This is a genomic window from Amycolatopsis sp. WAC 04182 (assembly GCF_003947465.1).
Lineage (GTDB): Bacteria > Actinomycetota > Actinomycetes > Mycobacteriales > Pseudonocardiaceae > Amycolatopsis.
This window is the reverse complement of sequence record NZ_QHJJ01000008.1, coordinates 348,351-371,157: the sequence shown is the minus strand read 5'-3', so window position 1 is coordinate 371,157 and position 22,807 is coordinate 348,351. Positions and strand designations below refer to the sequence as shown.

General features: G+C 69.2%; 22 protein-coding genes and 1 pseudogene. 1 reads left to right on the top strand and 22 read right to left on the bottom strand.

From position 1 onward, the window contains the following. Positions 1–16: 16 nt before the first annotated feature. The 3 genes from DMH01_RS36515 to DMH01_RS36505 form a co-directional block, all read right to left on the bottom strand. The gene (locus tag DMH01_RS36515; protein ID WP_125683027.1) at positions 17–991 is read right to left on the bottom strand and encodes a glycine betaine ABC transporter substrate-binding protein; all 975 of its coding nucleotides are present in this window, start codon (positions 989–991) and stop codon (positions 17–19) included. 29 nt (positions 992–1,020) lie between these two features. Next, positions 1,021–3,492 (bottom strand): ABC transporter permease subunit, encoded by a 2,472-nt coding sequence (locus DMH01_RS43755; protein ID WP_125683025.1) that lies wholly within the window; start codon positions 3,490–3,492, stop codon positions 1,021–1,023. Positions 3,493–3,612: 120 nt separating this feature from the next. Next, a complete protein-coding gene (locus tag DMH01_RS36505; RefSeq protein WP_158633286.1) occupies positions 3,613–4,167 on the bottom strand; it encodes a DUF642 domain-containing protein in 555 nt (184 codons plus the stop codon). A gap of 496 nt (positions 4,168–4,663) precedes the next feature. Here DMH01_RS36505 and DMH01_RS43420 point away from each other — a divergent pair. Continuing rightward, a pseudogene (locus DMH01_RS43420) lies at positions 4,664–5,455 on the top strand (GNAT family N-acetyltransferase); the annotation flags it as partial. Positions 5,456–5,613: 158 nt separating this feature from the next. Here the strand turns inward: DMH01_RS43420 and DMH01_RS36490 are convergent. The 19 genes from DMH01_RS36490 to DMH01_RS36400 all read right to left on the bottom strand — a co-directional run bounded on the left by DMH01_RS36490 (position 5,614) and on the right by DMH01_RS36400 (position 22,521). Beyond that, the gene (locus DMH01_RS36490) at positions 5,614–6,951 is read right to left on the bottom strand and encodes an MFS transporter (protein WP_125683021.1); all 1,338 of its coding nucleotides are present in this window, start codon (positions 6,949–6,951) and stop codon (positions 5,614–5,616) included. Between the two features lie 4 nt (positions 6,952–6,955). Continuing rightward, complete coding sequence (locus DMH01_RS36485; protein ID WP_125683019.1) at positions 6,956–8,326, bottom strand: serine hydrolase; 1,371 nt, start codon at positions 8,324–8,326, stop codon at positions 6,956–6,958. After that, positions 8,326–9,564, bottom strand: a complete 1,239-nt coding sequence (locus DMH01_RS36480; protein WP_125683017.1) for a DegT/DnrJ/EryC1/StrS aminotransferase family protein — start codon at positions 9,562–9,564, stop codon at positions 8,326–8,328. The genes DMH01_RS36485 and DMH01_RS36480 overlap by 1 nt, the downstream gene beginning before the upstream one ends. Before the next feature lie 8 nt (positions 9,565–9,572). Beyond that, on the bottom strand, positions 9,573–10,556 hold the full coding sequence (locus tag DMH01_RS36475) for an NAD(P)-dependent oxidoreductase (RefSeq protein WP_158633285.1): 984 nt from the start codon (positions 10,554–10,556) through the stop codon (positions 9,573–9,575). Positions 10,557–10,628: 72 nt separating this feature from the next. Further along, the gene (locus tag DMH01_RS36470; RefSeq protein ID WP_125683013.1) at positions 10,629–11,264 is read right to left on the bottom strand and encodes a LysE family translocator; all 636 of its coding nucleotides are present in this window, start codon (positions 11,262–11,264) and stop codon (positions 10,629–10,631) included. A gap of 126 nt (positions 11,265–11,390) precedes the next feature. After that, positions 11,391–11,912, bottom strand: a complete 522-nt coding sequence (gene ectA, locus DMH01_RS36465; RefSeq protein WP_125683011.1) for a diaminobutyrate acetyltransferase — start codon at positions 11,910–11,912, stop codon at positions 11,391–11,393. Next, the gene (locus DMH01_RS36460) at positions 11,909–12,703 is read right to left on the bottom strand and encodes an enoyl-CoA hydratase-related protein (protein ID WP_125683009.1); all 795 of its coding nucleotides are present in this window, start codon (positions 12,701–12,703) and stop codon (positions 11,909–11,911) included. Before DMH01_RS36460 ends, ectA begins: the two co-directional genes overlap by 4 nt. Further along, entirely contained in the window at positions 12,700–12,939 is a 240-nt protein-coding gene (locus DMH01_RS36455; RefSeq protein WP_125683007.1) for an acyl carrier protein, read from the bottom strand. Before DMH01_RS36455 ends, DMH01_RS36460 begins: the two co-directional genes overlap by 4 nt. A 20-nt stretch (positions 12,940–12,959) precedes the next feature. Then, on the bottom strand, positions 12,960–13,949 hold the full coding sequence (locus tag DMH01_RS36450; protein WP_125683005.1) for a hypothetical protein: 990 nt from the start codon (positions 13,947–13,949) through the stop codon (positions 12,960–12,962). After that, positions 13,946–14,566 carry a 4'-phosphopantetheinyl transferase superfamily protein gene (locus tag DMH01_RS36445; protein ID WP_125683003.1) on the bottom strand — a complete coding sequence of 207 codons (621 nt, stop codon included), beginning with the start codon at positions 14,564–14,566 and terminating at the stop codon, positions 13,946–13,948. The genes DMH01_RS36450 and DMH01_RS36445 overlap by 4 nt, the downstream gene beginning before the upstream one ends. Beyond that, positions 14,563–15,048 carry a flavin reductase family protein gene (locus DMH01_RS36440; RefSeq protein WP_125683001.1) on the bottom strand — a complete coding sequence of 162 codons (486 nt, stop codon included), beginning with the start codon at positions 15,046–15,048 and terminating at the stop codon, positions 14,563–14,565. The genes DMH01_RS36445 and DMH01_RS36440 overlap by 4 nt, the downstream gene beginning before the upstream one ends. Positions 15,049–15,055: 7 nt before the next feature. Next, a complete protein-coding gene (locus DMH01_RS36435; RefSeq protein ID WP_125682999.1) occupies positions 15,056–16,234 on the bottom strand; it encodes an acyl-CoA dehydrogenase family protein in 1,179 nt (392 codons plus the stop codon). Continuing rightward, positions 16,234–16,488, bottom strand: a complete 255-nt coding sequence (locus tag DMH01_RS36430; RefSeq protein ID WP_125682996.1) for an acyl carrier protein — start codon at positions 16,486–16,488, stop codon at positions 16,234–16,236. The genes DMH01_RS36435 and DMH01_RS36430 overlap by 1 nt, the downstream gene beginning before the upstream one ends. A gap of 11 nt (positions 16,489–16,499) precedes the next feature. Then, the gene (locus DMH01_RS36425) at positions 16,500–17,726 is read right to left on the bottom strand and encodes a type III PLP-dependent enzyme (protein WP_125682994.1); all 1,227 of its coding nucleotides are present in this window, start codon (positions 17,724–17,726) and stop codon (positions 16,500–16,502) included. Then, the gene (locus DMH01_RS36420; RefSeq protein WP_125682991.1) at positions 17,723–19,186 is read right to left on the bottom strand and encodes a class I adenylate-forming enzyme family protein; all 1,464 of its coding nucleotides are present in this window, start codon (positions 19,184–19,186) and stop codon (positions 17,723–17,725) included. Before DMH01_RS36420 ends, DMH01_RS36425 begins: the two co-directional genes overlap by 4 nt. Continuing rightward, positions 19,183–19,464: an acyl carrier protein gene (locus tag DMH01_RS36415; protein ID WP_125682989.1), complete on the bottom strand. Its 282-nt coding sequence runs from the start codon at positions 19,462–19,464 to the stop codon at positions 19,183–19,185. The genes DMH01_RS36420 and DMH01_RS36415 overlap by 4 nt, the downstream gene beginning before the upstream one ends. Beyond that, positions 19,461–20,933 (bottom strand): AMP-binding protein, encoded by a 1,473-nt coding sequence (locus DMH01_RS36410; protein WP_158633284.1) that lies wholly within the window; start codon positions 20,931–20,933, stop codon positions 19,461–19,463. The genes DMH01_RS36415 and DMH01_RS36410 overlap by 4 nt, the downstream gene beginning before the upstream one ends. Continuing rightward, entirely contained in the window at positions 20,930–22,036 is a 1,107-nt protein-coding gene (locus DMH01_RS36405) for a BtrH N-terminal domain-containing protein (RefSeq protein ID WP_125682985.1), read from the bottom strand. The genes DMH01_RS36410 and DMH01_RS36405 overlap by 4 nt, the downstream gene beginning before the upstream one ends. A 131-nt stretch (positions 22,037–22,167) precedes the next feature. After that, a complete protein-coding gene (locus DMH01_RS36400) occupies positions 22,168–22,521 on the bottom strand; it encodes a VOC family protein (RefSeq protein ID WP_370323599.1) in 354 nt (117 codons plus the stop codon). Between the last annotated feature and the right edge of the window lie 286 nt (positions 22,522–22,807).

The window sequence follows — 22,807 nt, the reverse complement described above, 5'->3', positions numbered from 1 at the left end:
TGGCCCGGCAACCGGTTCAGCTGATGAAGCCCGCCGACTTCAGCCAGTCGCGGGCGACCGTGGCGGGCTTCTGGCCGTCGACGCTGACCTTCTTGTTCAGGTCCGTGAGCGTCGCGGTGTCGAGTTTCGCGGCGATCGGCGTGAAGACCTGCTCCAGCTGCGGGTATTTCTGGGCGAGCGGAGCAGCGATCGTGATCGCGGGGTTGTACGTCGGGAAGAAGTGCTTGTCGTCCTCGAGCACGGTGAGGTGCTGCGCGGCCACGCGCCCGTCGGTGGAGGCGACCGAGCCGAAGCCGCAGGGATCCCCCTTGCCGATGCTCGGGTAGACGACGGCGTCGTTGAGCAGGTGCACCTGCGGGTCGGGCAGGGTGAACCCGTAGGTCTTCGCCAGGCCGGGGAAGCCGTCGTCCCGGCTCTTGAATTCCGGGCCCATACAGGTCGATGCCGAGACCGGGTCCCGCTTCACCAGCGCCGCGTAGTCGGACAGCGTCTTGACGCCGGTCCGGGCCAAGGTCGCCGGGTTGCCGGCGAGGGCGTAGGTGTCGTTGGCCGGCGAGCGTGCCCACCAGGTGACGCCGTTGGCGGCGTCGGCTTTCTTGACCGCTTCGTACTGCTCCTGCGGATCACTGATCGGCTTGGTCTGGTTGAGGTAGCTGATCCAGGCGGTGCCGGTGTATTCCCAGTACAGGTCGACCGCGCCGCTGGTGAGCGCCTGGCGGACGTTGCTCGAGCCGGTGATGTTGGTCTTGTCCTGCGGGCTCGCCCCGGCCGCCTGCAGTGCGACGAGGGCGATCTGGCCGAGCAGCAGCTGCTCGTCGAACTCCTTGGAGCTGACGCGGATCTGGGCGCCGTTCAGCGCGTCGATCTTCGCGATGGATCCCGCGCCGACCTGGGCGCCGGACTCGTCCTTGCCGATCGTGCAGCCGGCCGCGAGTGCGGCCGACACGACGAACGCGAGTGCGGCGGCTGTCGTGCGCTGGAGCATCCGCATGGGTTGGTCCTCCTTGACGTCGATCGAAACTACATGCCCCGTGGGTGCAGGACCTCTTCCGCGACCAGTCCGAGCCAGTCGACGAAGAGCGCCAGTGCGGCGACGATGATGCCGAAGGTCAGGCTCAAGATCGGGCGGTTCAGCCCGATCCCGGCGACAAGCCCTCCGCCGAGACCGCCGCCGTCGATGAAGGTCGCCAGCGTCGCGCTCGCGATGGTGAGCACCAGCGCGGTCCGGATCCCGGCGAGAATCACCGGGACGGCCAGCGGTAGTTCGATCCGCCAGAGGATGGCCGTCTTGCTCATGCCCATTCCGCGCGCGGCGTCGACGACGGTCGGGTCGACGCCGTCGAGCCCGACGATCGTGTTGCGCAGCACCGGCAAGGTCGCGTAGACGACGAGTGCCGCCACCGCCGTCGCGGTGCCCGTGCCGATCCAGAGCGCGAGCAGCACGACAAGCCCGATCGACGGGATCGCCTGGCCGAGGTTGCCCAGCCCCAGGCCGATGGGCCGGGCCCAGCGGGCGCCGGCGCGAGTGAGCAGGATGCCGAGCGGGAGGGCGATGGCGATGGTGCACACCGTCGAAATCAGGGTCAGCCGCAGGTGCGCGCCCAGTTCGGTGAAGATCTCGCCGGCGTTGAGAAAGCGCTGTTCGATTGAGTCGAGCGGGTGCGCGCGCACGATCAGGAAGAGCGCCAGCAAGGCGAGTGTCAGCAGGACCGGGCGCACCAGCAGCCCGAGCCGGCGCCGATGAGGCCGCACGGACACCGTCGTGTCCGGACCCGGTGGCGCAGGTGCTTCCTCCGCGTCCGAGATCGCGGGCGCGGGTGCTCCGTCGGTGGTCTGGAGCGCCGCGACGAGGCTGGGCACGTCGCACACCCCCAGCGGCTGTGCGGTGCTTTCCCCGGTGACCATGACCGCGGTGCTGCCGGTCCGCACCATCACGTCCAGCACATCCCGCAAGGTGTCGCCGGGCCGGACCGGAGGCAGGCCGTCCGGGTCGGCCGCCGACCGGAGGTCAAGGTCACCCACCCGGATGAGCGCGAGCCGCTTCAGGTTCCGCTTCGAGCCGACGAAACTCGCGACGTAGTCGTCCGCCGGCGCGGCGAGGATCGCCTGGGGCGTGTCGTACTGAGCGATCACCGACCGCGGCCGCAGCACGGCGATCCGGTCGCCGACCTTCAGCGCCTCGTCGAAGTCGTGCGTGACGAACACGATCGTCTTCCGCACTTCCCGTTGCAGGCGAAGGAATTCGTCCTGCAGCCGGGCGCGCGTGATCGGGTCGGTGGAGCCGAACGGCTCGTCCATCAGCATGACCGGCGGGTCCGCGGCCATCGCCCGCGCCACACCGACGCGCTGCTGCTGACCGCCGGAAAGCTCACGCGGATACCGGATTCCGTGCTCGCGGGACAAGCCGACGACGTCGAGCAATTCGCGTACACGGTCGGCGATGCGTCGTCGAGTCCAGCGCAGCATCCGCGGCACCACGCCGATGTTGGCGTCCACTCGCAGGTGCGGGAAAAGCCCGACCTGCTGGATGACGTAGCCGGTGTTGCGCCGGTGTTCGTCGAGGTCGAGCGCCGACACGTCGGTGCCGCCGACCGTGACGACGCCCGCGGTGGGCTCGACGAGCCGGTTGATCATCCGCATGGTCGTCGTCTTGCCGCACCCCGACGGTCCGGTCAGCACGACGATCTCACCCGCGGGGATGCCCATCGTCAGGCTTTCGACCGCCGGTGTCGCTCGCCCGGGGTAGAGCTTGCTGACGTCCCGCAACTCGATCGTCTCGCCGCCCATTCCGGCCGCTCCCCCCGACGTCGCCGAAACCGCCGCTCGGCGGACACGGGGACGCCGTCGGGTGGTCAGCTTGCCGACCACCACGAAGGCCAGGTCGAACAGCAGCGCCAGCACCATGATCCCGAGCGTTCCGGTGAGTACCTGGTTCAGCGAGTTGACCGAGCCGAACCGGCCGAGCCCGTCGAAGATCTCGTTGCCGAGGCCGGGCCCCTTGACATACGCGCCGATGGCCGCGATACCGATCGTGATCTGCGTCGAAACCCGGATGCCGGAAAGGATCACCGGCCAGGCGAGCGGCAGGCGGACGCGGAACAGCAGCCGCGCGCGACCGAATCCCATACCGCGCGCCGCGTCCACCACGGCCGGATCGACGCCACGCAGCCCGACGATCGTGTTGCGCGTGATCGGCAGAAGCGCGTAGAGCACCAGTGCGCACAGGACATTCGTCATCCCCAGCCCGAACGGGCCGATCAGGATGCCCAGCAGCGCGATCGACGGCACGGTCAGGAACGCCGCGGTCGTCGTGGTCGCCATCGCGCCGAGCCACCGGCGCCGGTAGGTGAGCAGGCCGATCGTCATTCCGATCAGCACGGCCAGTGCCATCGCCGCCAGGGTGAGATCCACATGCAGGATCGCGTCGTTCACGACGTCGATCCAGTTCTCTCGGAGGTAGTCCGACAGGCTCAGGGCGCCGCTCCTCGACATCGCAGGGCAGAAAATGGCCGACCACGCAGGTTCGGCCGGGTCTCAGCCCAACATGTCCGCGGGCCTCCTGTCCACAGCCCGACGTAAAGATTCGGCACGGCAGCGGCTCTTCCCCGCTGCTTACCAGACCTCGATCACCTTGACGTTGGTGATGGCAGCCTGGCAGGAAGAGCTGGTGTTCCCCTTGAATTTGAGGAAAAGGGTGTCGGTGTGCGCCTGGAAGGGCCGGAGCACGACCTTCCGCCAGTGCGCCTTCCCGTCCGCCGCGTGTGGTTTGATCTCGTCCGACAGCACGGTCGCCCCGTCGTCGTCGGTGAATTCGACGGTGAATTCGACGTTCTGGCCGACGCAATTACCCCACGCGTCGGGGCTGTTCTGGAAGCTGAGCCGGTACCAGGCGCCCGGGTCGGCAGTGAGGCGCTGCTGGATCCCCCCGCCGGTGAATTCGGGGCCGAGATCCACGGCCTGGTAGCCGTTGGGATGCTGGGCGAAATCCGCGCTGAGCAGGTCGTACCCAGCTCCGATGCGCTGCCACGGGGCGACAGGCCCGTTGTTGCGCCAGGTGACGCCGGCCAGCGCGGGATCGGTCTCGAAGGTTCCGTTCCGCACCAGGTTGGTTTCCGGTGCGGCGGAAGCGGGGATTGTCTGCGCGGTCAGCGGCAGAGTCAGGAACATGGCCATAACGGCGCCGATGGCGCGCCTACGGAATTTCCAGTGTTCGTTCATAGCTGAGGTGTAGGTTCACAAACCATCGACCAAACGGGTTTCGGCTGGGCTTCCCCTCTGCGTGTGAACGAGTTCGCCCATAAGGGGATCAGGGATTCGAACACACCGATCCTAACTCTTCCTGGGCGTGTCGTTCGCCTCGTCCAGCCGGCGCGCGATGCCTCCAAGGTTTTCAGTCCGGGGAGCGGCGCAGCAGCCCGCGCGCCTCCATTCTCGTCGCGTGCGGGGAGAGGCGGCTGCGTGACCAGCCCATCTTGTCCGCCTGCTCCCCCAGGCTTCTGGTGTTCCCCGGACGCTCCGAGAGCGTGCTGAGTACCTCGTAGTCGGCCTCGGAAAGACCCCGTTCAGCCAGGTCGCGGGCTGAGCCAGCGCACTGGGCCCGACAGTCACGCGGTGGTGGCTCGACACGGTCGCCGAGCGGATCACGGAGTCGGGAGTCGAACTGGTGCCGGTGGCACGCGGCGACCTCGGCCTGCCCTTTCTCGACGAGGAGGAGCACCCGTCCTCCGGGATCTACCTGCAGAAGCACACCAGGCGGTGGAGCGCGCTCGTCGATTCGGTGGACGCGATCGTCGCGGTCATGCCGGAATACAACCACGGCATGCCGGCGACGCTGAAGAACGCACTGGACTATCTGGGCGCCGAATGGGCGTGGAAGCCGATCGGGTTCGTCAGCTACGGCAACACCTCGGCGGGTACGCGGGCCGTGCAGCACGCCAAGCAGATCGTGACCACGCTGCGGCTGGTCCCCCTCGGGGCCACCGTCTCGATCCGCATCAGTGAGGCGGTGACGGCCGGGCGTCTGCGGGCGGACGCATCCCGGGACGAGGCGGGCGTCGCCCTGCTCGACGAACTCGTCCGTGTCGCCAACGCGCTGCGACCGCTGCGCGACACGACGTCCGCAGGCCCGCTCGCGGGATCCTACGCGCGACGGCTGAACTCGGACGACGCCGAAGAGGTGGCCGTTCTGCAGCAATGCTGCTGGGTGGACGAGGCCCTGCTCAACGACACTCTCGACATCCCGGCACTGCATGAGTCCCTCGACGAGGTGCGAGAGTGGCTCGCCGACTGGCATGTCACAGGCGTGTGGCTCGACGCGCGGCTGCTGGGGATGGTGCGGGCGCGCGCCGTCGACGGTGACTGGCATTTCGGCAGACTCGCCCTGGTGCCCGATCTGCGCGGCCGGGGGCTCGGCCGCTGGTTGCTGCGCGGCGCCGAGTCCGTCGCGGACGCGGACACGCGGCGGTTCCTGATGTTCACCGGCGCCAAAAGCACGCGCAACATCGATTTCCACGAAAGCGAGGACTACCGCCGGATTCCGGCGGCCGAAAAGCGACTCCGCAGGAGCGTGGGAGGGGATCACGGCGATAGGCCGGATATTCGACTGGGTATCGGTCAGCGGTGCCGAGCCGTGATTCGTGGTGAACTCAGGCCCAGGGTCGCGATCGTGCCGAGGACGGCGGCGCCGAGTGCCACGAAGATGCCCGCCGGCAGATCCGGTGTGCCGTGGCCGAGAGCGACGGTGCTGATCACCGCCGTGCCGAGCGCGGAGCCGAGTTGGGGCGCGGTGTTGAGCAGGCCGGACGCGATGCCGCGGTCCGTCTCCCCCACCACTGCCGTCCCGGCGTTCGTCGCCGCCACCGACGCCGCGCCGAGGCCGCTTCCCGAGATCGCGAGCGACACCGCGAATCCGGCCGACGAGCCGGTGCGCAGCGCGATCAGCCCGATCACCAGTGCCCCCACGACAACGCCGAACGCACCGAAGGCGACCGCCCGGCCGTTGAGCCGGTCCAGCAGCCGGGTGCCCAGCCAACTCCCGCAGACGACACCGAAACTGAAGGGGGCGAACAGGAATCCGGTCGTCCCGGCCGACAAGCCTTGCTGCTGTTGAAAGAACACGGTGCCGAGCACACTGGCGGGCGTGGTGGCGAAGGTCAGCGCGAACGCCACCGCGAGCGCGGCGTCGAACCGCAGCGTGCCGACCAGACGCGCCGGGACCAGTGGATCCGTGGTCCGCCGCTCGACCACCACGAAGCCTGCCAGCAAAGCCACGGAAGCCACCAGGGCGATCACACGGACTGCTCCGGTCGCCGCGCTGACTCCGTAGATCCCGGCGAGCAGGCCGCCGGTCACCAGCAGAGCACCGGGCAGGTCGAGCGAACCGCGCCCGGCGCGTTCGGTGTGCGCGGGTAGCAGCGAGCGCGCGAACAGCAGCACGACCAGGCAGATCGGCACGTTGAGGAGGAAGATCGAGCGCCAGCCCGCATAGTGGACCAGCAGCCCGCCGAACAGGAACCCGGCCGCGCCCCCGGCCGCCGCGGTGGCCGTCCACCAGCCGACCGCGACCACCCGCTCGCGGCCCTCTTCGGTCAACGCCAGCACCAAGGCGAACGCCGCCGGAACGACGAACGCGGCGGCCAAGCCCTGGACCGCACGGGCGGTGATCAGCACCTCGATTCCCGGTGCCAAGCCGCCCACCAGACTCGCGACCAAGAACGCTGCCATTCCCCAGACGAACGTCCGCCGGTGGCCATAGCGGTCGGCCACCCGTCCCGCCGAGACCAGGAACCCCCCGAACAGCAACGCGTAGCCGCTGACGACCCATTGCGTGGAGGTTTCCGCGCCAGGGAACCGGCGGCTGATCTCGGGCAGCCCGATCACCGCGATCGTCACCCCGAGCACGTCCACGAACTGAGCCGCACACAGCAGCAGAACCGCCGCCCGCCCACGCATCACATCACCCCATCACGCTGTCCATCCTGCGATCCCGCACCAGATCCCGCCACTCGCGCCGGACGTAGGGCAGGCCGTTGAGGTGCACCACCGGCACGCTGCCGTCACCGAGAACCGTCGCCCCCAACGCGATCCGCCGGGTACCGGCGTGCGGGCCCCACGGGGGCGCACCGGGGTCGAACCGGGCGGGGCTCCGCCAGACGCCGCCGAGATGCGGCGTGAGTCGCGCGCGTTCCTCCTGCGACCGGAGTTCGAGAGCGTCCTCGCCACCGCAGGACACGCTCAATGTCGGTGCCCCCGCGCGGACGTACTCGCCGGGCAGGTCGCGCGCGGCGACAGCGCCCTCTCGCGGATCGGTGCCGGACTCCTCGATGCGCCCCAGGCCGCCGAACAGCGATGCCATCACCTCGTACCGCCGTTCCCGCAGCTCCTCCCCACGGTTGTCCATCCACACCACGCCCCTGCCGCGTGCGGGGTCGACGATCAGCTTGGCCCACATCCCCCCGAGGAATCCTTCGTGGCCGATCTGCCGGCTGCCGCCGATTTCGGGGGTGAGGTAACAACCGAGGCCATACCGCAGGTCGATGTCCAGCCGCGGATCGGAATGTGGTGCGTGCATGGTTTCCAGCCCGCCGCGCAGGTGCAGCGCGCCGAAGCGGGCCATGTCCACCACGGTCGAATAGCACAACGAGGACGGCTCGTGTTTCGTCCCCGCCCTGGCGTCGTGTTCGACCCGCAGCCGTGCGTCTGAACGGATGTGGTGCTGAGCAAGGGAATGCGTCATCGCCACCATCGGGTCGTGCGTGCTGCGCGTCATTTCCACCGGTGCGAACAACCGCTGTCGCATCAACTCCGCGAACGGCGTACCGGTGACCTCCTGCGCGGCGAGTCCGGCCAGGCTGACGCCGAGGTTGCTGTAGCCGTAGAACTGCCCAGGTCTGGTCAGCACCGGCGTCCGCGCGTAGTCTCGATGGACTGCCTCGGCGAGACCCACCGGATCTCGGCTGAGGCCGTCGTGCGTCACGGCGTCAGGCAGGAGTCCGGAACGATGGCTCAGCAGATGCCGCAGGGTCGCGCCGCCGGTGCCCTCGCCGGTGCGGCGGCGTAGGCCGGGTACGTAGTCGTCCACCGGCCGATCGAGGTCCAGCACGCCTTCGTCGGCCAGGGTGACCAGCACGGTCGCGGTGAGCATCTTCGTGATCGAATAGATCCGGAAGACGGTGTCCGGCGTCATCGCGTGGCCGGTCTCGACGCTGGTGACCCCGTCCGCCACCGCGACATCGGGTCCGGCCGCGGTGAAGGAACAGACGGCGACGCCGGGAACGTCATGCTCGAGGCGGAAGTGACGCAGGCGGTCTCGAAGGTCCACGGTCATCACGCCACCGCCTCCACCCGCTGCCGCGACAGCGCCCGTTCGACCGCGCCGACGACGTAGTCCGCGTCGTCGAGGCCGAGTTGCGGTGAGAGCGGCAGGTTGACCAGACGGCGGAACCAGACGTCTTCCGCGACCGGCACCGAGCCGAACACGGCTTCGCGACGACGCCATTCCGGCAGAAGGTGCACCGGGAAGTACCTCAGCACCACCTCGATCCCCTCCCGCTCCAGGTCCCGTACGAGTTCGTCCCGGTCGACTCCCCTGTCTCGCAGGAGAAACGCGTACAGGTGGTGGGCGTGGGTATGGCCTTTCGGCGTCTCCAGTACTTCGACGCCGAGGTCACGCAGGCCTGTGTCGAGCCGTTCGGCCACGGCGCGGCGCCTCGCGATCAGACCGTCCAGCCGCCGCAGCTGCGACCTGCCCATGGCCGCGGCCGGATCGGCGAGTTGCGCGTTCACCCCGCCGGACCGGATCCGGGCGCAATCGTGGGTGTACGCGTTCTTCTCATGGGTGACTGGCCTGGGCACCGTTCCCGTTCCGTATCCGCCGAACTCGGCGGGCTTGGCCCGGGGGACGAACTCGGCGTCCGGGTTGATCATGCGCAGTGCCCGCAGCCGGTCGGCCACCTCGGCGTCGCGGACGGTGAGCATCCCGCCTTGGCCGAGCGTCGAGATGTTCTTCAGTGAGTGGAAGCTCCAGCAGCCGATGTCGCCCCAGGTCCCCGCGCTCCGGCCGGCCACGGACGCGCCGATGGCGTGCGCACAGTCTTCGACGAGTGCGACGCCGGCCCGCTCGGTCAGCGCTCGCAGCTTTTCGACGCCGCCGCACAGTCCGCCGTAGTGGGTGGTGAACACCGCACGGGTGCGTGGGGTGAGCGCGTCGGCCACGGACGCGGGATCCAGGCACAGCGTGGTTTCGTCGATGTCCGCGAACCGGACGATGACCTCCCTGCCCAGCAGAGGTGCCGCGGTCGCCTGGAAGGTGAGCGGTGTCGTGATGATCTCGTCGCCCGGTTCGAGTTCGAGCACGCGCGTGGCGAGTTCCAGCGCCATCGTGCAACTGGACACCGCGACGGCATGGGCCGCTCCGGTGCGCCGCGCGAACTCGTCTTCGAACCGGGCCACCTCGGTGCCGTCGGAGAGATGGCCGCCGGAGGTCAGCACCGCCGTTACGGCCGCGAGGTCTTCCTCGGTCACGCCGCTGCCCTGGCCATGCTGCGGAATTCTGTACGTCGTCATGGTTCCCCTCAGCTCGCGATCGGCCCGGCCGGTTTGAAGTACGTCGGCACGGCGGGCAGTTCCGGAGACGGCCCCAGTTCCGCGGCGAGCCGGGCGACCCCCTCTTCGAGCGGGATCTGCGGCTGGAAACCCAAGGCGCGCAAGCGATCGATATCGGGAACGTGCCGATAGGTGTCTTCGGTGACCGACATGTCCGCGACGAGGTCGACCTCGCGGCCGGTGGCCGCCGAAATGATCTCCGCGAGCCGGCGCAGGCTGCATTCGACGCCGGAGCCGAGATTGTAGGTGGCGCCCCGTTCTCCGCGCCGGGCCACCAGCTCCAGTGCGCGGACCACATCGGAGATGTGGGCGAAGTCGCGAGTCTTCCGGTCGATGTCGCCCGCCGCCTGGACGGGGAGATCGTTGAGATGCCAGCGAAGGTATTGCGAGACCTCTCCCCCGGCGGTACGGGGATCTTCACCCGGCCCGTACAGGGTGAACGCGCGGGCGATCACCGTGTCGAGACCGAATGTCTCGCCGAACGCGCGCACCACGTGCTCACCGGCCAATTTGGACGCCCCGTAGGGCAAAAACGGTTCGGTGGCGTGGGTTTCCGGCATCGGCACCACTCGCGGCCTGCCGTAGACCATCGCCGACGAGAGGTAGACCAGCCGGGAGACCCCGGCCGAGACCGCGCCCGCGCACAGATTCGCCGTGCCGAGGGCATTGATCCGGAAGTCGAGCAGCGGGTTCTCGACCGACCTCGTGCCGCTCGGGTTGCCCGCGAGGTGGAACACCTTCCGCGCCCCGGCCACGGCTGCCGCGGCCTGTTCGGGATCACGCAGATCCGCGCGCCGGTAGCCGATTCCCGGCGGCAGGACCACCGACGCCGGATCGACGATGTCGGCGACGACCACCCGGGCCCCGGCGCCGTGCAGATGCCGCACCAGATGCCCGCCGACGAAGCCGAGCCCGCCGGTGACGACGATGATTCCGTTTTCTTCGGTCGACATGTTCGTTCCCCTATCGAACGCGATGAAAGCTTTTTCGGCAGCACGGAACACGGCTGCCATGCGAAAGTCGATTCAGCTGCTGATCACCAGCGCGCCGCCGAGGCCGACGAGCGCCGTCCCGGTGACCCGGTCGAGCACCTTGCGTGGGCCGCTGCGGCGCATCAGACCCGACAACCGGGCGGTGAGCAGCACGAACAGTCCCCACCAGAGGACCCCCAGTGCGATGTCCAGCCCGCCCAGCAACAGCACCTGGGGCGCCACCGCGGCGTCCCGGTCGATGAACTGGGGCAGCACGCTCACGAAGAAGAGAGCGGCCTTCGGGTTGAGCACGTTGGAAAGGAACGCCTGACGGAAGATCCGCAGCGGGCGTCCGGCCACCGGTTCGTCCGCTTCTTCGGCGGGCTTCCCGCTCGACGGCTCACTCTTCCAGGACTTCCAGAGTGCCTGTGCCCCCAGGTAGACCAAGTACGCGGCGCCGACGAGCTTGAGCACGGTGAACGCGACCGAGCTGTGGAGGAGAGCGGTCGAAACGCCGAGGGCCGCGGCCGTCATGTGCACGGCAAGGCCGCACTGCACACCGATCGCCGCGACGAAGCCGCTGGAGCGCCGCCGCGCCGAATAGCGCAGGATCACCATCCAGTCCGGGCCGGGAACGACGTAGGCGACCATGACCACGCCGATGAACACCGCCAGCGTTCCTGCGCTCATCGTCCTCCCTTTCCCGGAACTCTCCGTACGTCTCGCCCTCCCGTGTTCCCGATCATGGGCCGGTCCAATCCCCAGGTCGGCGACCCCCGGATCGGCGTCACTCGAAAGCAGGAATCCGGCATCGGCTCACTCCTGCCGCGCGTTTTCGATGGAGAACCGGTACAGCATTTCCACTTCGTGTCCGGCGCCGAGTTCCCCGGTGCCGAACAGTTCGCTGATTTCCAGTTCCCCGTCGTATTCGGCGACGAGTTTCCGCAGCAGCATGATGATGGCTCTGTTGCCGGGGTTGACCGTCGTTTCGAAGATCCGCGCGCCTTGGGCGCGGACACGACGGGTGATCTCGTCCATCATCGCGAAGGCGAGCCCCGGTATCGGGCGGTCCTGGTCGACAGCCGACTGCCAAGCGAAGTAGACGGCCGGATCCCGCGGCGGCCGGTACCCGGTGACGAAGCCGAGGATCGCGCCGTCGTGCTCGGCCACCAGCGACGTCGACGCGAAGTCACGGCACCAGATCAGGTACGCGTATCGCGTGTTGACGTCGAGCCGTCCGGACCGGCGGACGAGATCGTGCACGGCGGCGGCGTCCGCGACCGTCGGAGACCGCAGTGTCACCTGCCGCGCGGTCGGTTCGGCGACTACGGGAGTCATCGTGCTACCTCGATTCGTTCGGTCATGGCGCGTTCCAGACAGGACGGGGCGTACTCGCTGTTCCACGTCGCGACCCGGTCCAGCCCGGCGATCAGCGCCGATTCGTGCGGCTGGTCGAGCACTCGTTTGACCTCGGCGAGCACGGACGGCGGTTTGGTCCGGACGAGGTCCGCGAACCGGCGGGCCGTGTCGCGCGCGGCGGTCATCGAGGCCGCCACGTCGTTGACCAGCCCGGCCCGCAGTGCGCGGCGCGCTTCGTATCGGCCGCCGCCGAGGGCCAGTTCGCGGACGACGCCTTCGCCTGCCAGCCGGGGCAACCGCTGCAGGCCTCCGAGATCGGCGACCACGCCCAGGTCCGCCTCGGGCATGGAGAACCAGGCGCGCTCGGTCGCGAACCGGAGGTCGCACGCGCTGACCAGTTCGAACGCCGCGCCGGCGCATTCCCCGTCGATGATCGCGACGACCGGGCGGGGACAGGAGGCCAGATCGGTGATCGCCTGCTGTAGCCGCCGGATGTCGGATGACAGCATCTCGGTGGTGTCGCCGCGCCTCGTGGCCCGCCGGAGCCGGGTGAGGTACCACCGCAGGTCCAGCCCGCGCGAGAAAAGGTCCCCAGCTCCCCGCAGGAACACGCATCCGCGTTCGTCGGCGAGCGAGGCGGTGAGGGCGGTGAGTTCGGTCCAGAAGGCGCCACCGAGCACGTTGCCCTCGCCGGTCCCTCGCACGACGACGTCGAGATCGCCCGCCTCGGTTCGCTCGACCGCCAGCGTTTCCCACTGCCGCACGGTCATCCCGCACCACCGCGGTCGACGATGGTCGCGAGGTCACCGACCCGGTGGATGTTCCCGAGGTCTTCGTCGTCGATCGTGCAGCCGAAGTGGTCTTCCACCCGGGAAAGCAGGTCGATCACCTGGGCGGAGTTCATCCGGAGATCGTTCTCCAGTAAGGAGGCCTCGGTGATCTCGCCGGGGGCCTCGTCGAGCTGTTCGCGGACGAGCGCGGCGATCGCGGGTACGGAATCGGACATGGCCGGCAGATCCTTTCTCGTCAGTCGCCGGGGCCGTCGAGCACGGCGAGCGCCCCGGCGGCGGTGCGGCTGGTCTCGTGTTCGAGGTCGGCCAGTTCGGTGAACGCGCCACGCACCAGGGACGGGCGGGCCCGGCCGCGGTGGACGGAGGCGACCGCGAACCGCAGGGTGCGCGGAAGCTTCGACCAGCGGTCGGCAGCCGCGGTGAGTGCCTTCCGCTGCCGTGCGTCGGTGGTGCGGTAGCCCATGTGCCGGGTCAGGCGCCGGTAGCGGAAGAGATGGTGCCGGGACGCGGCCCAGCAGTCGTCGACGACGTCGGGATCGCCGAGGAGCGCGTCACCGTCGGACAGGCGTTCCCCCAGGCGTTCCAGCGCGGTGGCGCTATCGGTGATCCAGCGGCCGGGCAGCACGGAGGGACGGATCCGCTGAAGCCTCCGCTGAAGCAGCAGATAGCGACGATCGCCGGGCACAGGCACTGCGAACCCGAACGCGAAAGTGTTGCGCAGCCGGTGTTTCGCGGGTTCGTCGTGATCGCGGCGCATGAGCGAGCCGAGCCCGGCGTCGTCGATCCAGCCGTCGAACGGCTCCTGCTCGGTGCCACTGCTCATCAACCCGGTGAACCGGTCGTGGACGTGCCAGCGGCCGGTCTCGTGACCGTCGACGAGCACGAAATGCGGTGCCGCCGTCCCGCCGGGGGCTGCTGACCACGGCAACTGCGAGCTGTAGCCGACGACCAGCGCGCGGCCGTACCGGTCGAGCTCGTGCCGGACCGCCGCCCGGACCGCTTCGATGTCGTCGAAGCCTTGGTAGATCAGCCTCGAGCCGTCACCGAGGCGGTTGAGGGGACGGTCGTGGTGCGACATCGCGATCAGGCCGTCAGGCCGGTCGAGGTCGACGGCGAGCCGCACGGACGCGGCGAGGAAGTCGGTGCTGCCGACCGTCTCGCCGCCTTCGAGGTAGGCCGCGAGGTTAGCGGTGTAGCAGCTGAGCCCAGGCGCCTGCTCCGTCATCGGTTCGTCCTTTCCGTGAACGCGCAGCAGACCGCGGCGGTGCTGTCGGGGTCGCGCAAATGCCGCCACCGCAAGGTGCGCCAAGTGCCCGCGTGGTCGCCGGGATGGACGGGGATGCTCCAGGGGCGTCCGGCGATCCCGTCTCCGGTCGCCTTGACACAGGCTTCCTGCGCGGCCCAGATCCGGGCGAAGTGCCGGGCGCGTTCCGATGGTGTGGCCGCGGCGAGATCCGAGGCGACGCCGGGCTCACAGCAGCGCCGCACCATGCTGGGGCTGGGCAGCCAGGCTTCCTGGACGTCGACTCCGACTTCCCGGCCCGGAGCGACCGCGACGGCCACCGTGTCGGCCGAATGGGAGAGGCTGATCCCGACGTCATGGCGACCTGGCAGCAGAGGCTTGCCGTGTGCGGTCTTCTCGACGCGTGTGCCGTCCATGTCCCAAGCGGACAACGCGTGGGCGAGCAAAGCCCGTGCCGCCGAGTACTCCTTCGCCCGCCAAGCAGGCAAGGCGCGGGCCTCCTCGACGGCCTGGCCGGGAACCGGCAGGCGGTCGAGCACGTCCGCGATCGGGCCGACGGTGACGTGCACGCCGTCCGCCGCTTCGGTCCGCGCGATCACAATACGGCCTTCAGTTCACGGCGATGCACCAGCAACGGGCTCAGCTCGTCCCGGATCTCGCTCCAGCGCGGCGCCCCGACGACCAGGACGTGGTCGGCGTACGGGATTTCGTCCGCGACGTCGCAGGTGAGCGCCGCGACGCCGCCGTCGGGGACCGGAAGCCCGTCGACCTCGCGGATCTCGGTGCGGTGAAACCGCTGTGCGGCGGGCAACGCGGAGAAGTCCGAGCACAGACCGCCCTGACCGGAGCTGAGTACGGTGATCGCGAACTTCCCCGCTCGCCGGAGGTGCCCCAGCGTCGCACTCCCGGCGCACAGGGCGAGCACGATCAGCGGCGGTGAGTCCGACAGCGACATGAGCGCGTTGACGGTGCAGCCGGCCGGGCCATCCGGTCCGGTGGTCGTGACGACCGTGACCCCGGTGGGCCACTGGGCCATCATCGACCGGAAACCCGCCTGGTCTTCGGTGAGAGAGAGGGTCATCGCCGTCTCACCAGCCCAGCGTGACGTCGCGGTCGAACAAGGCCAGCGCGCCGTTCGCGTCGAGCAGGCGGTCGTTGGCGTAGTTCAGGCTGGAGGCCCGCAGATCGCGGAAGACCCGTTCCAGCGGGATCGCCGATCCTCGCATGTACCCGTGCCGCAGGCCGGTGAGCTCGATCAGCCCGTCGACCACCGCGAGCGCGCGCTCGGCGGCGAAGACCTTCAGGCCGTTGAGCCGCAGTTGCACCGGAACGGCTTCCGGGTCGGGGGCGTTCTCGGCGTCCCGGATCGTCTGCCCCAGCAGGGCCGCCATGGCGTCCAGGTCGAGCCGCGCGGTGGCCAGCCGTCGGCGGAGCAGTTCCGACGCCGGGTCGAGCTGGCCGCGGGTGCGGGGCGCGCGGATCATCTCCAGCACCGCGCCGAGCGCGCCGCGGGCGCCGCCGAGCCAGCAGGCGGCCCACCCGATGTGCCCGGCGGGCACGAACGTCCGGATCGCGACGTCGCGGAACTCCCCCGGCTTCCCCACTACCTCGGCCGGGTCGACCTCTCCGGCCAAGGTGAGCGGAACACTGTGTGTGCCGCGCATTCCCATCGGGTTCCAGCTGCCGCGCCCGACGGTCACCTCCAGATCGGCGCGGTCGGCGTAGACCAGGGTGACGTCGTCGTATCCCGCGTCAGGCCCTTGCCGCATCGTGATGAGGAAGCCGTCGGCGACCGCGCCGCCGGTGACGATCGGGGCGTCACGGTGGATCGCGAGCCGGGAGCCGGACGGCGTGAGCGGCGCCTCCGCGGTCAGCAGGTGCCCGCCCTTGCCGCGTTCGCTGGTCACCGACGCGAGGTAGACCTCGCCCTGTGCGATGCGCGGCAGCAGGTCCTCGCGCAGCTCCCGGCCACCGTGCGCGACGACGGCGGCGACCTGCTGGCAGTGCATCGCCCAGATCATCGCGGTGGACACGCACACCCCGCCGAGTTCCACGGCCGTCGTGGCCAGGTCGGTGAGGTCTCCGCCGAGGCCACCGAATTCGCGCGGAACGAGCAGGCCCATCAGCCCGGACCGGCGCAGTGCCGCCAGTTGTTCCACCGGGAACTCGGCCGATTCGTCGATCGTGCGGGCGTACTCCCGCAACACCGGGACGACCTCCGCGGTCCGTTCGGCCAGGGTGGCCGGTTCTGTCGCGGTCGCGGTCATCAGCTGGTCACCCCCGCGTCGTGGGCCTGGCGAACCCTGTCGTACAACGCGCCCTGGGTGGCGAAGGTGCTGTCGGTCATCGCGTCGTCCGGAAGCTGCACGCCGAATTCGTCTTCGAGGTCGAAGAGCAGGTCGATGGCGCGCATCGAGTTCAGGCCGAGGTCCTTGAGCTTCGCGTCGGCCGTCAGCTCCTGGCCGGGCTCGAGGTTCGTGAGGTGCTTGCGCAGGACGAGGTTGAAGCGTTCGGTGTCCATGATTCCTCCAGTCAGAGCGGGTCCCGGCCGACGGTCAGGCGGGACGCGGATTCGAAACGGTCGCCGTCGACGACGACCTCGGCGGGCGCGGCGTGGCCGAGGAAGGCCAGCAGGCTGGCCGTCGGGCCGTAGGCACCGGTGTTGGGGATGGTGACCAGGTCGCCGACGGCCAGAGGCGGGAGCCGCGTACCGCGGGCGAGGACGTCGAGCGGGGTGCACAGCGGACCGGCCACGGTGGTGGGTTCGCCGTCGACCTCCGTCTCGCCGCCGACGCCGACCACTGACGCCGAGATGGCCGGGATCCGCCGCAGCCCGGACATCCCGCCGAGATGGTGCACCCCGGTGTCGAGCATCGCGTACCGGGTTCCCTTGGAGGACTTGACGTCCACCACGCGGCTGACCAGCGTGCCGCAGTCGCCGACGAGGTACCGCCCGGACTCGAACGAGATCGACGGCCGCCCCTCGCGCCAGCCGGACAACCGGTCGTCCAGCATCGCTTCGAGTCCGGCGGCCAGCCCGCCGAACACCGGACGTTCTCCGGTGCGGGCGAACGGCAGGCCGAAACCGCCGCCGAGGTCGACCTCGGTGAGTCCGGGGAACACTGTCGCCAGTTTCGCGGCGATGCCGATGCCGACCTCGAACTGGGCGAGGAGATCCTTCTCCTCGGTGAGGTTCGTGCCCATGTAGAGATGCAGGCCCGAGACGGCGGCGTGCGGCCTGCCACCGAACCGCGGCGTTTCCGCGAGCACCCACGAGAGGTCGGCTCCGAACTGCGACGAGGTACCGGTCATGCTCAGCCCGGCGCCCGGTACGGCGAGGTCGGCGTTGACCCGCAACGCGCACTCGGTGTGGACGCCCCGTGCGGCGGCCAGCCTGTCGACCCGCGCCAGATCCTCCGGGGAGTCCACGGAGAAGTGCCGGACACCGCGGCGCAGGGCGTGGTCGACGGTCCCTTCGGTCTTGGCCGGACCGGTCAGCAGGACGGCTTCGGGGGCGGCGCCCGCCCCGAGCGCCGCGTCGATTTCGCCGGTCGAGCTGACTTCAGCACGGCAGCCGAGCGTGTGCAGCAGCCCTATCACCCGCGGATGGGGGTTGGCCTTGACCGAGTAGTACAAAGTGGACGGACAAGGGAGCGCGGCGACAAGGTCCGCGTAGGCGCGTTCGATCGCTTCGAGGTCGTAGACGAAAGCCGGAGTGCCGAAGCGGTCGGCGACGTCGGATGGCGATGTCGGGGTCACAGCGCGCCCTCCAGCTCCCGCTTATCGATCTTCCCATTGACCCCGTGCGGGATTTCGGTGAGCACGAGCAGCCGGTCGGGCACCTTGTGCGGTTCCAGGCGCCGGTTCAGTTCGGCCCGCAGCTTCGCTTCGTCCAGCGATCCGGTGACGGCCAGCACCGCGGGGCGGCCTTCACGTGGTGGCAGTAGCGCGGCCTCGGTCACGCCGTCGACGTCGGCGGCGGCGCCTTCGACCTCGATCGCGCTGACCCGGAAGCCGTTCTGTTTGTAGATGTCGTCGTCGCGGCCATCGAAGTAGATGTGGCCTTCGTCGTCGACCCGGCACCGGTCGCCGGTGAGCAGCGTGGCGCGGCCGAATTCGTCGCGCGGGAACCTCGCGGCGGTCAGTTCCGGTGCCCGCCAGTACCCGGCCATCACGTTCGGGCCGCGCACGGCGAGCTGGCCGACTTCTCCGGCGGGCAGTTCCGCACCGTCTTCGCCGAGGATGACGACTTCGGTACCTGGCAACGGTTTCCCCACCGAACCGGGGCGGATGAGGTCGGCGTTCGGGCTCTCGATGGAGACCCGTTTGCATTCGGTCAGCCCGTACATCGGGATCACCAGCAGTCCGGGCGCGTACTCGCGGAGTTTCGCCGACGTCGATGGGGAGAGCGCCGCGCCGGTGTTGGTCGCCAACCGGAGCGTCGCGGGCAGGTGACCCGACCGTCCGGCGAGCCGCAGGAGTGTCGCGGCCAGTCCGGGTACCAGCGGAAGCACGGAGATCCGATGCGCTTCCAGGGTTCGCAGCAGTGCGGGGCCGGCGTCGCCGTCGTCACCGAGGACCAGGCAGGCGCCCGCCGCCGCGGCCAGGAAGGCCTGGTAGAGCCCGTAATCGAAGGACAGCGGTAGACAGCAGAACACCCGATCGTCCGGGCGGTAGCCGAGTCTCTCGATGATCGCGTCGACGGCGAAAAGCACCTGATGGTGTGTGGACACCACGGCCTTCGGTTTCGCGGTACTGCCCGAGGTGTAGATCAGGCTGAGGATGTCTGTGCCCGCCGGCGTGACGGCTGCGGGCTCGCCGTCGTACTCGTCGGGGAGTTCGTCCAGTTTCCGGACACGGGAGGCGAGTCCCGCCAACGCCTCCTGGGCTTCGGCCGAAGCCAGCACCAGTTTCGGTTCGCTGTCGCGCACGATGTGTTCCAGGTGGAACGGCCGGGTCTGATCGCTCACCACGACGTAGGCGGCGCCGATCCGCGACGTCGCATAGAGCAGCGCGACGGTGTCCGCGGCGTGCGGTGCGGCGATGAGGACGCGATTCCCGCGCTCGACCCCCTGCGCGGTCAGCCACGCCGCGAGCGTCCGCGTCCGCCGCGCGAGTTGGCGGTAGGTCCAGGTCAGGTCACCTCGGACGACGGCAGGTGCGTCCGGCGTGTCGGCCGCGCGGAGGTCGATCAGTTCGTGCAGCAGTCGCGCGGTCATGCCCGCCCTCCTTCCGCGCCGACAGCGCTCAGCAGGACGGCCAGGGAATCCACGGTTTCGAAGGACTCCGGGACGATGCGGTCCGCGGGGACCTCGACACGCCAGTGGTCCTCCAGGCGTTCCAGCACGCTGACGATGGCGACCGAGTCGAAACCCGGCAGGTCGAACAGGGTGCGTTCGGCGAGCACGTCGTCCTGGGTGATGCCGAGCAGGCCGGCGACGGTGTGGGTGATCGAGTCGGTCAGCGCCGCGGTGGTCGGTGAGGTGGCCGGGGTCATCGGGTCTCCGCTCCTCGGTCGAGGTCGAGCGCGCCGATCAGCGCGCGTTTGGACGTCTTGCCGGTGCCGGTGGTCGGCAGCCCGTCGAGCACGTGGACGCGCGCGGGCACCATGTAGTGCGGCAGGCGGACCCGGCAGTGCCGCACCAGGGCGGGAACCAGTGCTTCGGGGCTGACCGAGCCGCGCGGCACCACGGCCGCGTGCAGTTCGTTGGTCTGGGCCGGATCCGGCACGGCGACCACGGCGACGGAGTCGACGTCCGGATGGGCGGCGAGCTGTGCCTCGATGTCGCCGAGTTCGACGCGGTATCCACGGGTCTTGACGAGCCCGTCGTTGCGGCCGAGCAGGCGCAGTGTCCCGTCTGCGTCGCGACGGGCGAGGTCACCGGTGCGATAGAACCAGCTTTGTCCACTGTGGACTATCGCTGCCTCGGTCAGCTCGGGACGGCCGAGGTACCCCGGCGTGACGCAGGATCCCGCGACGACGAGTTCGCCTTCCGCGGCACCTTCCAGGCTGATTCGCCCATCTTCGGTACGCAGTCCGATCGTGGCGCCGTCGACCGGCGAACCGATCGGGATCCTGGTATCGGGCTCCGGTGGGGACTCGACCACGTGGCTGGTGACGACGTTGGTCTCGATCGGGCCGTAGAGATTCACCATCCGGGTGTGCGGCAACGCGCGCATGAGCTCGGCGAGCGGCGCGGCGCGGAACTCCTCGCCCGCGAACAGCACGCGGCGCAGGTCCGGCAACCCTTCTTCGCGCAGTTTCGTGCGGCGGACCAAGGCACTGAGTGCGGTCGGCACCGCGTAGAGATGAGTGATCCGGCGTTCGCGGAGGAACTGCCCGAACGCCTGAGGGAACAGCGCAGCGCGTTCGGGGACGAGGTGGAGCCCCGCTCCCGCGCCGAGGCCGACGTACAGATCGTAGACGGGCAGATCGAAATGCAACGGTGCGTGCACGGCGATTTGGTCGGACGGGCGAAGCGGGAAGGCACGCTCCGCCCAGGTCACGAACGCGGCGGCGTTCCCGTGCGTGATCACCACGCCCTTGGGAGCTCCGGTGGAGCCGGACGTGTACAGCACGTACGCCTCGTCGCCGGGCGCGGGCTCGATCCACTCCGAGGGTTCGCAGGGCGTGCCGAGCAGGATGTCGAGGTCGACGTCGTCGAGCACCAGGGTGCACGAGGCGTCCTCGACGATGAAGCGTTTGCGTTCTTCCGGGAGCGCGGCATCCACAGGGACGTAAGGGATTCCCGCGCCGAGGCAGGCTAGGAAGGCGACGACGGTACCGGCTCGCTTGCGGCTCACTACCGCGATGCGGCCACGGGTGCCGCCGATCTCGGCGGCGAGCACGCGCGCCGCGTGGGCGAGTTCTCCGTAGGTCAGGTCCCGGCCGTCGCCGTCGGTCAGCGCCGGTCGATCCGGCACTTCGGCGGCACGAACGAAGAATCGATGGTGGATGGCCGTCACTGCGTCACTCTCCGGATCCGGTCGGTGCTCAGATGGGCTCGCGCCGTCCGTGCTTCGGCGTCGAGCGCCGCCGCCAAGGCGTCGGTCACCGTGGCAGGCACCGACCGACCCGCTTCTGCGCGCCGAACGGCGACATAGGTCAGTTCTCGCAGCTTGCGCCACTTCGGGACGACGTCCTCGGCCATCGCACCGGCGAAGTCCTCCACGCCCGGCCCTTGTTCCGCGAGCCACAGCGCGTGCAGTTCCCGGTCCCGGGTGAGTAACCAGGTCTCCAGCGTCAGTTCGCGCAGTGCTTCGGCGGTCATCTCCTGATGGGCGCTGAGAAAAGCGGACACAGTGCCCTCCTGATGGGCGCCGTCGATCGCCTCGCAATTCGCCAGGACCTCGCGAACGGGGTCGATCGGCTCCGGCGCGCCGGACGACCGCAGCGCCGCCCACGAGCCCTGGTCGAGCGCGGGCCCGAGGTCCCCGAGCGAGATCTTGGTCGCGAGCGGTTCGGCCCGGCCCCACCGCGTCACGTTTTCGTAAGGATCGACCACATGTATTCGCGGTTCACGGCCACCTTCGACCCCTTCGACAACGAATCCATGAGTCATGTGTTCTTTTTCGTGATACGGAAGCCAAGGCATCCAGAACGCGTCACCGGTGACCGCGACAGCGCGACCGGAACGCAATTCTTCACGCCATTCGTCGATCGCCTCGGCGACACTTCCGATACGCCGCCACTCAGGCCAGAAGCCGGTGAAGCGCTCGACCGATTTTTCTCGGGCTCGCGGCGGCAGGTCGACCATCACACCGGTATCTACGTCCTCGATGGTGCGAAAACACCAGCTGTGCGCGAAAGGAGTGCGGACGTCGATGACACCCGCCTGCGCCAGCAACAGCGCGACAGTGTCCCAGACGCAGTCGAGGTACGATGAATCGACGTGATCGAGCAAGTGGGCACAAGGAGCAAAAGATCGCATTTCCTGCATTGATTCCCCCACGCCCGGCAAGGGCGATACAGATATCTTATTTCGGAAACTTTGCGGTGATTTATTTGTACCGCAACCGCAATACGCCTGCAACGTGACCCGTTCGGGGGAAACCGCGGAAATCAGCATCCGCTAACCGTGAGCCGGAGAAGCAAACGCGACAACGCGGCGCAATATCGATGGCGTCCAGAGCATTCGCCTTGCTCCGTTCGGCGCAGCCACTCTCTTGGTTTCGCCCGATCGGCCGCCAAGGCCCTGTCTCAACCGGCGGTACGGCCCCGCCGAGGCCGGCCAATCCGCGTGCCGGGAGCTCGACCCTGGCCAGGGCGGGTCGATGGATCAGGCGTCATCGCCAACTTCAGTCGAGGTGGAGTTGGGTGAAGCGCAGCATGTTCCCGGAAGGGTCGAGGAAGGCGCAGTCGCGGACGCCAGAGGGCTGGTCGATGGGTTCTTGTATCACCTCGGCACCCATGGCCTCGATGTGTTCGAAAGTGGCACTGGGACGGAGGGCTGACACCCACCAGTTCACCGTCCTCGTGTGCCTTGAAGCCGAGCAGGTCGCGGTAGAAGCAGAGGGCCTCGTCAAGGTCATGGACGGCGAGCGTGCAGGACATCAGCTTGAGATCCATGTCGGTCACGCTCCTTTCCCGGGACCGTCCGGCTGACCGAGCAAGACGATGTCGAGGTCACCAAGCCGGTCCGGATCGGCCTCCGGGGTGACGCCACGGCGTCAGCGCCGCGGGCCTCGGCGGTCGCACCCATCCGCACGGCCGCAGGGTCGGACACGAGCACGGCATCCGAATCGAGCAGCGAGAGCAGACCGGCGAAGTCCCCGTCCCTGGAGGCGGCCAGGAACGCGGCGACGACCTCGCGCTTCCGGGATCTGTTGCCGCACGATGG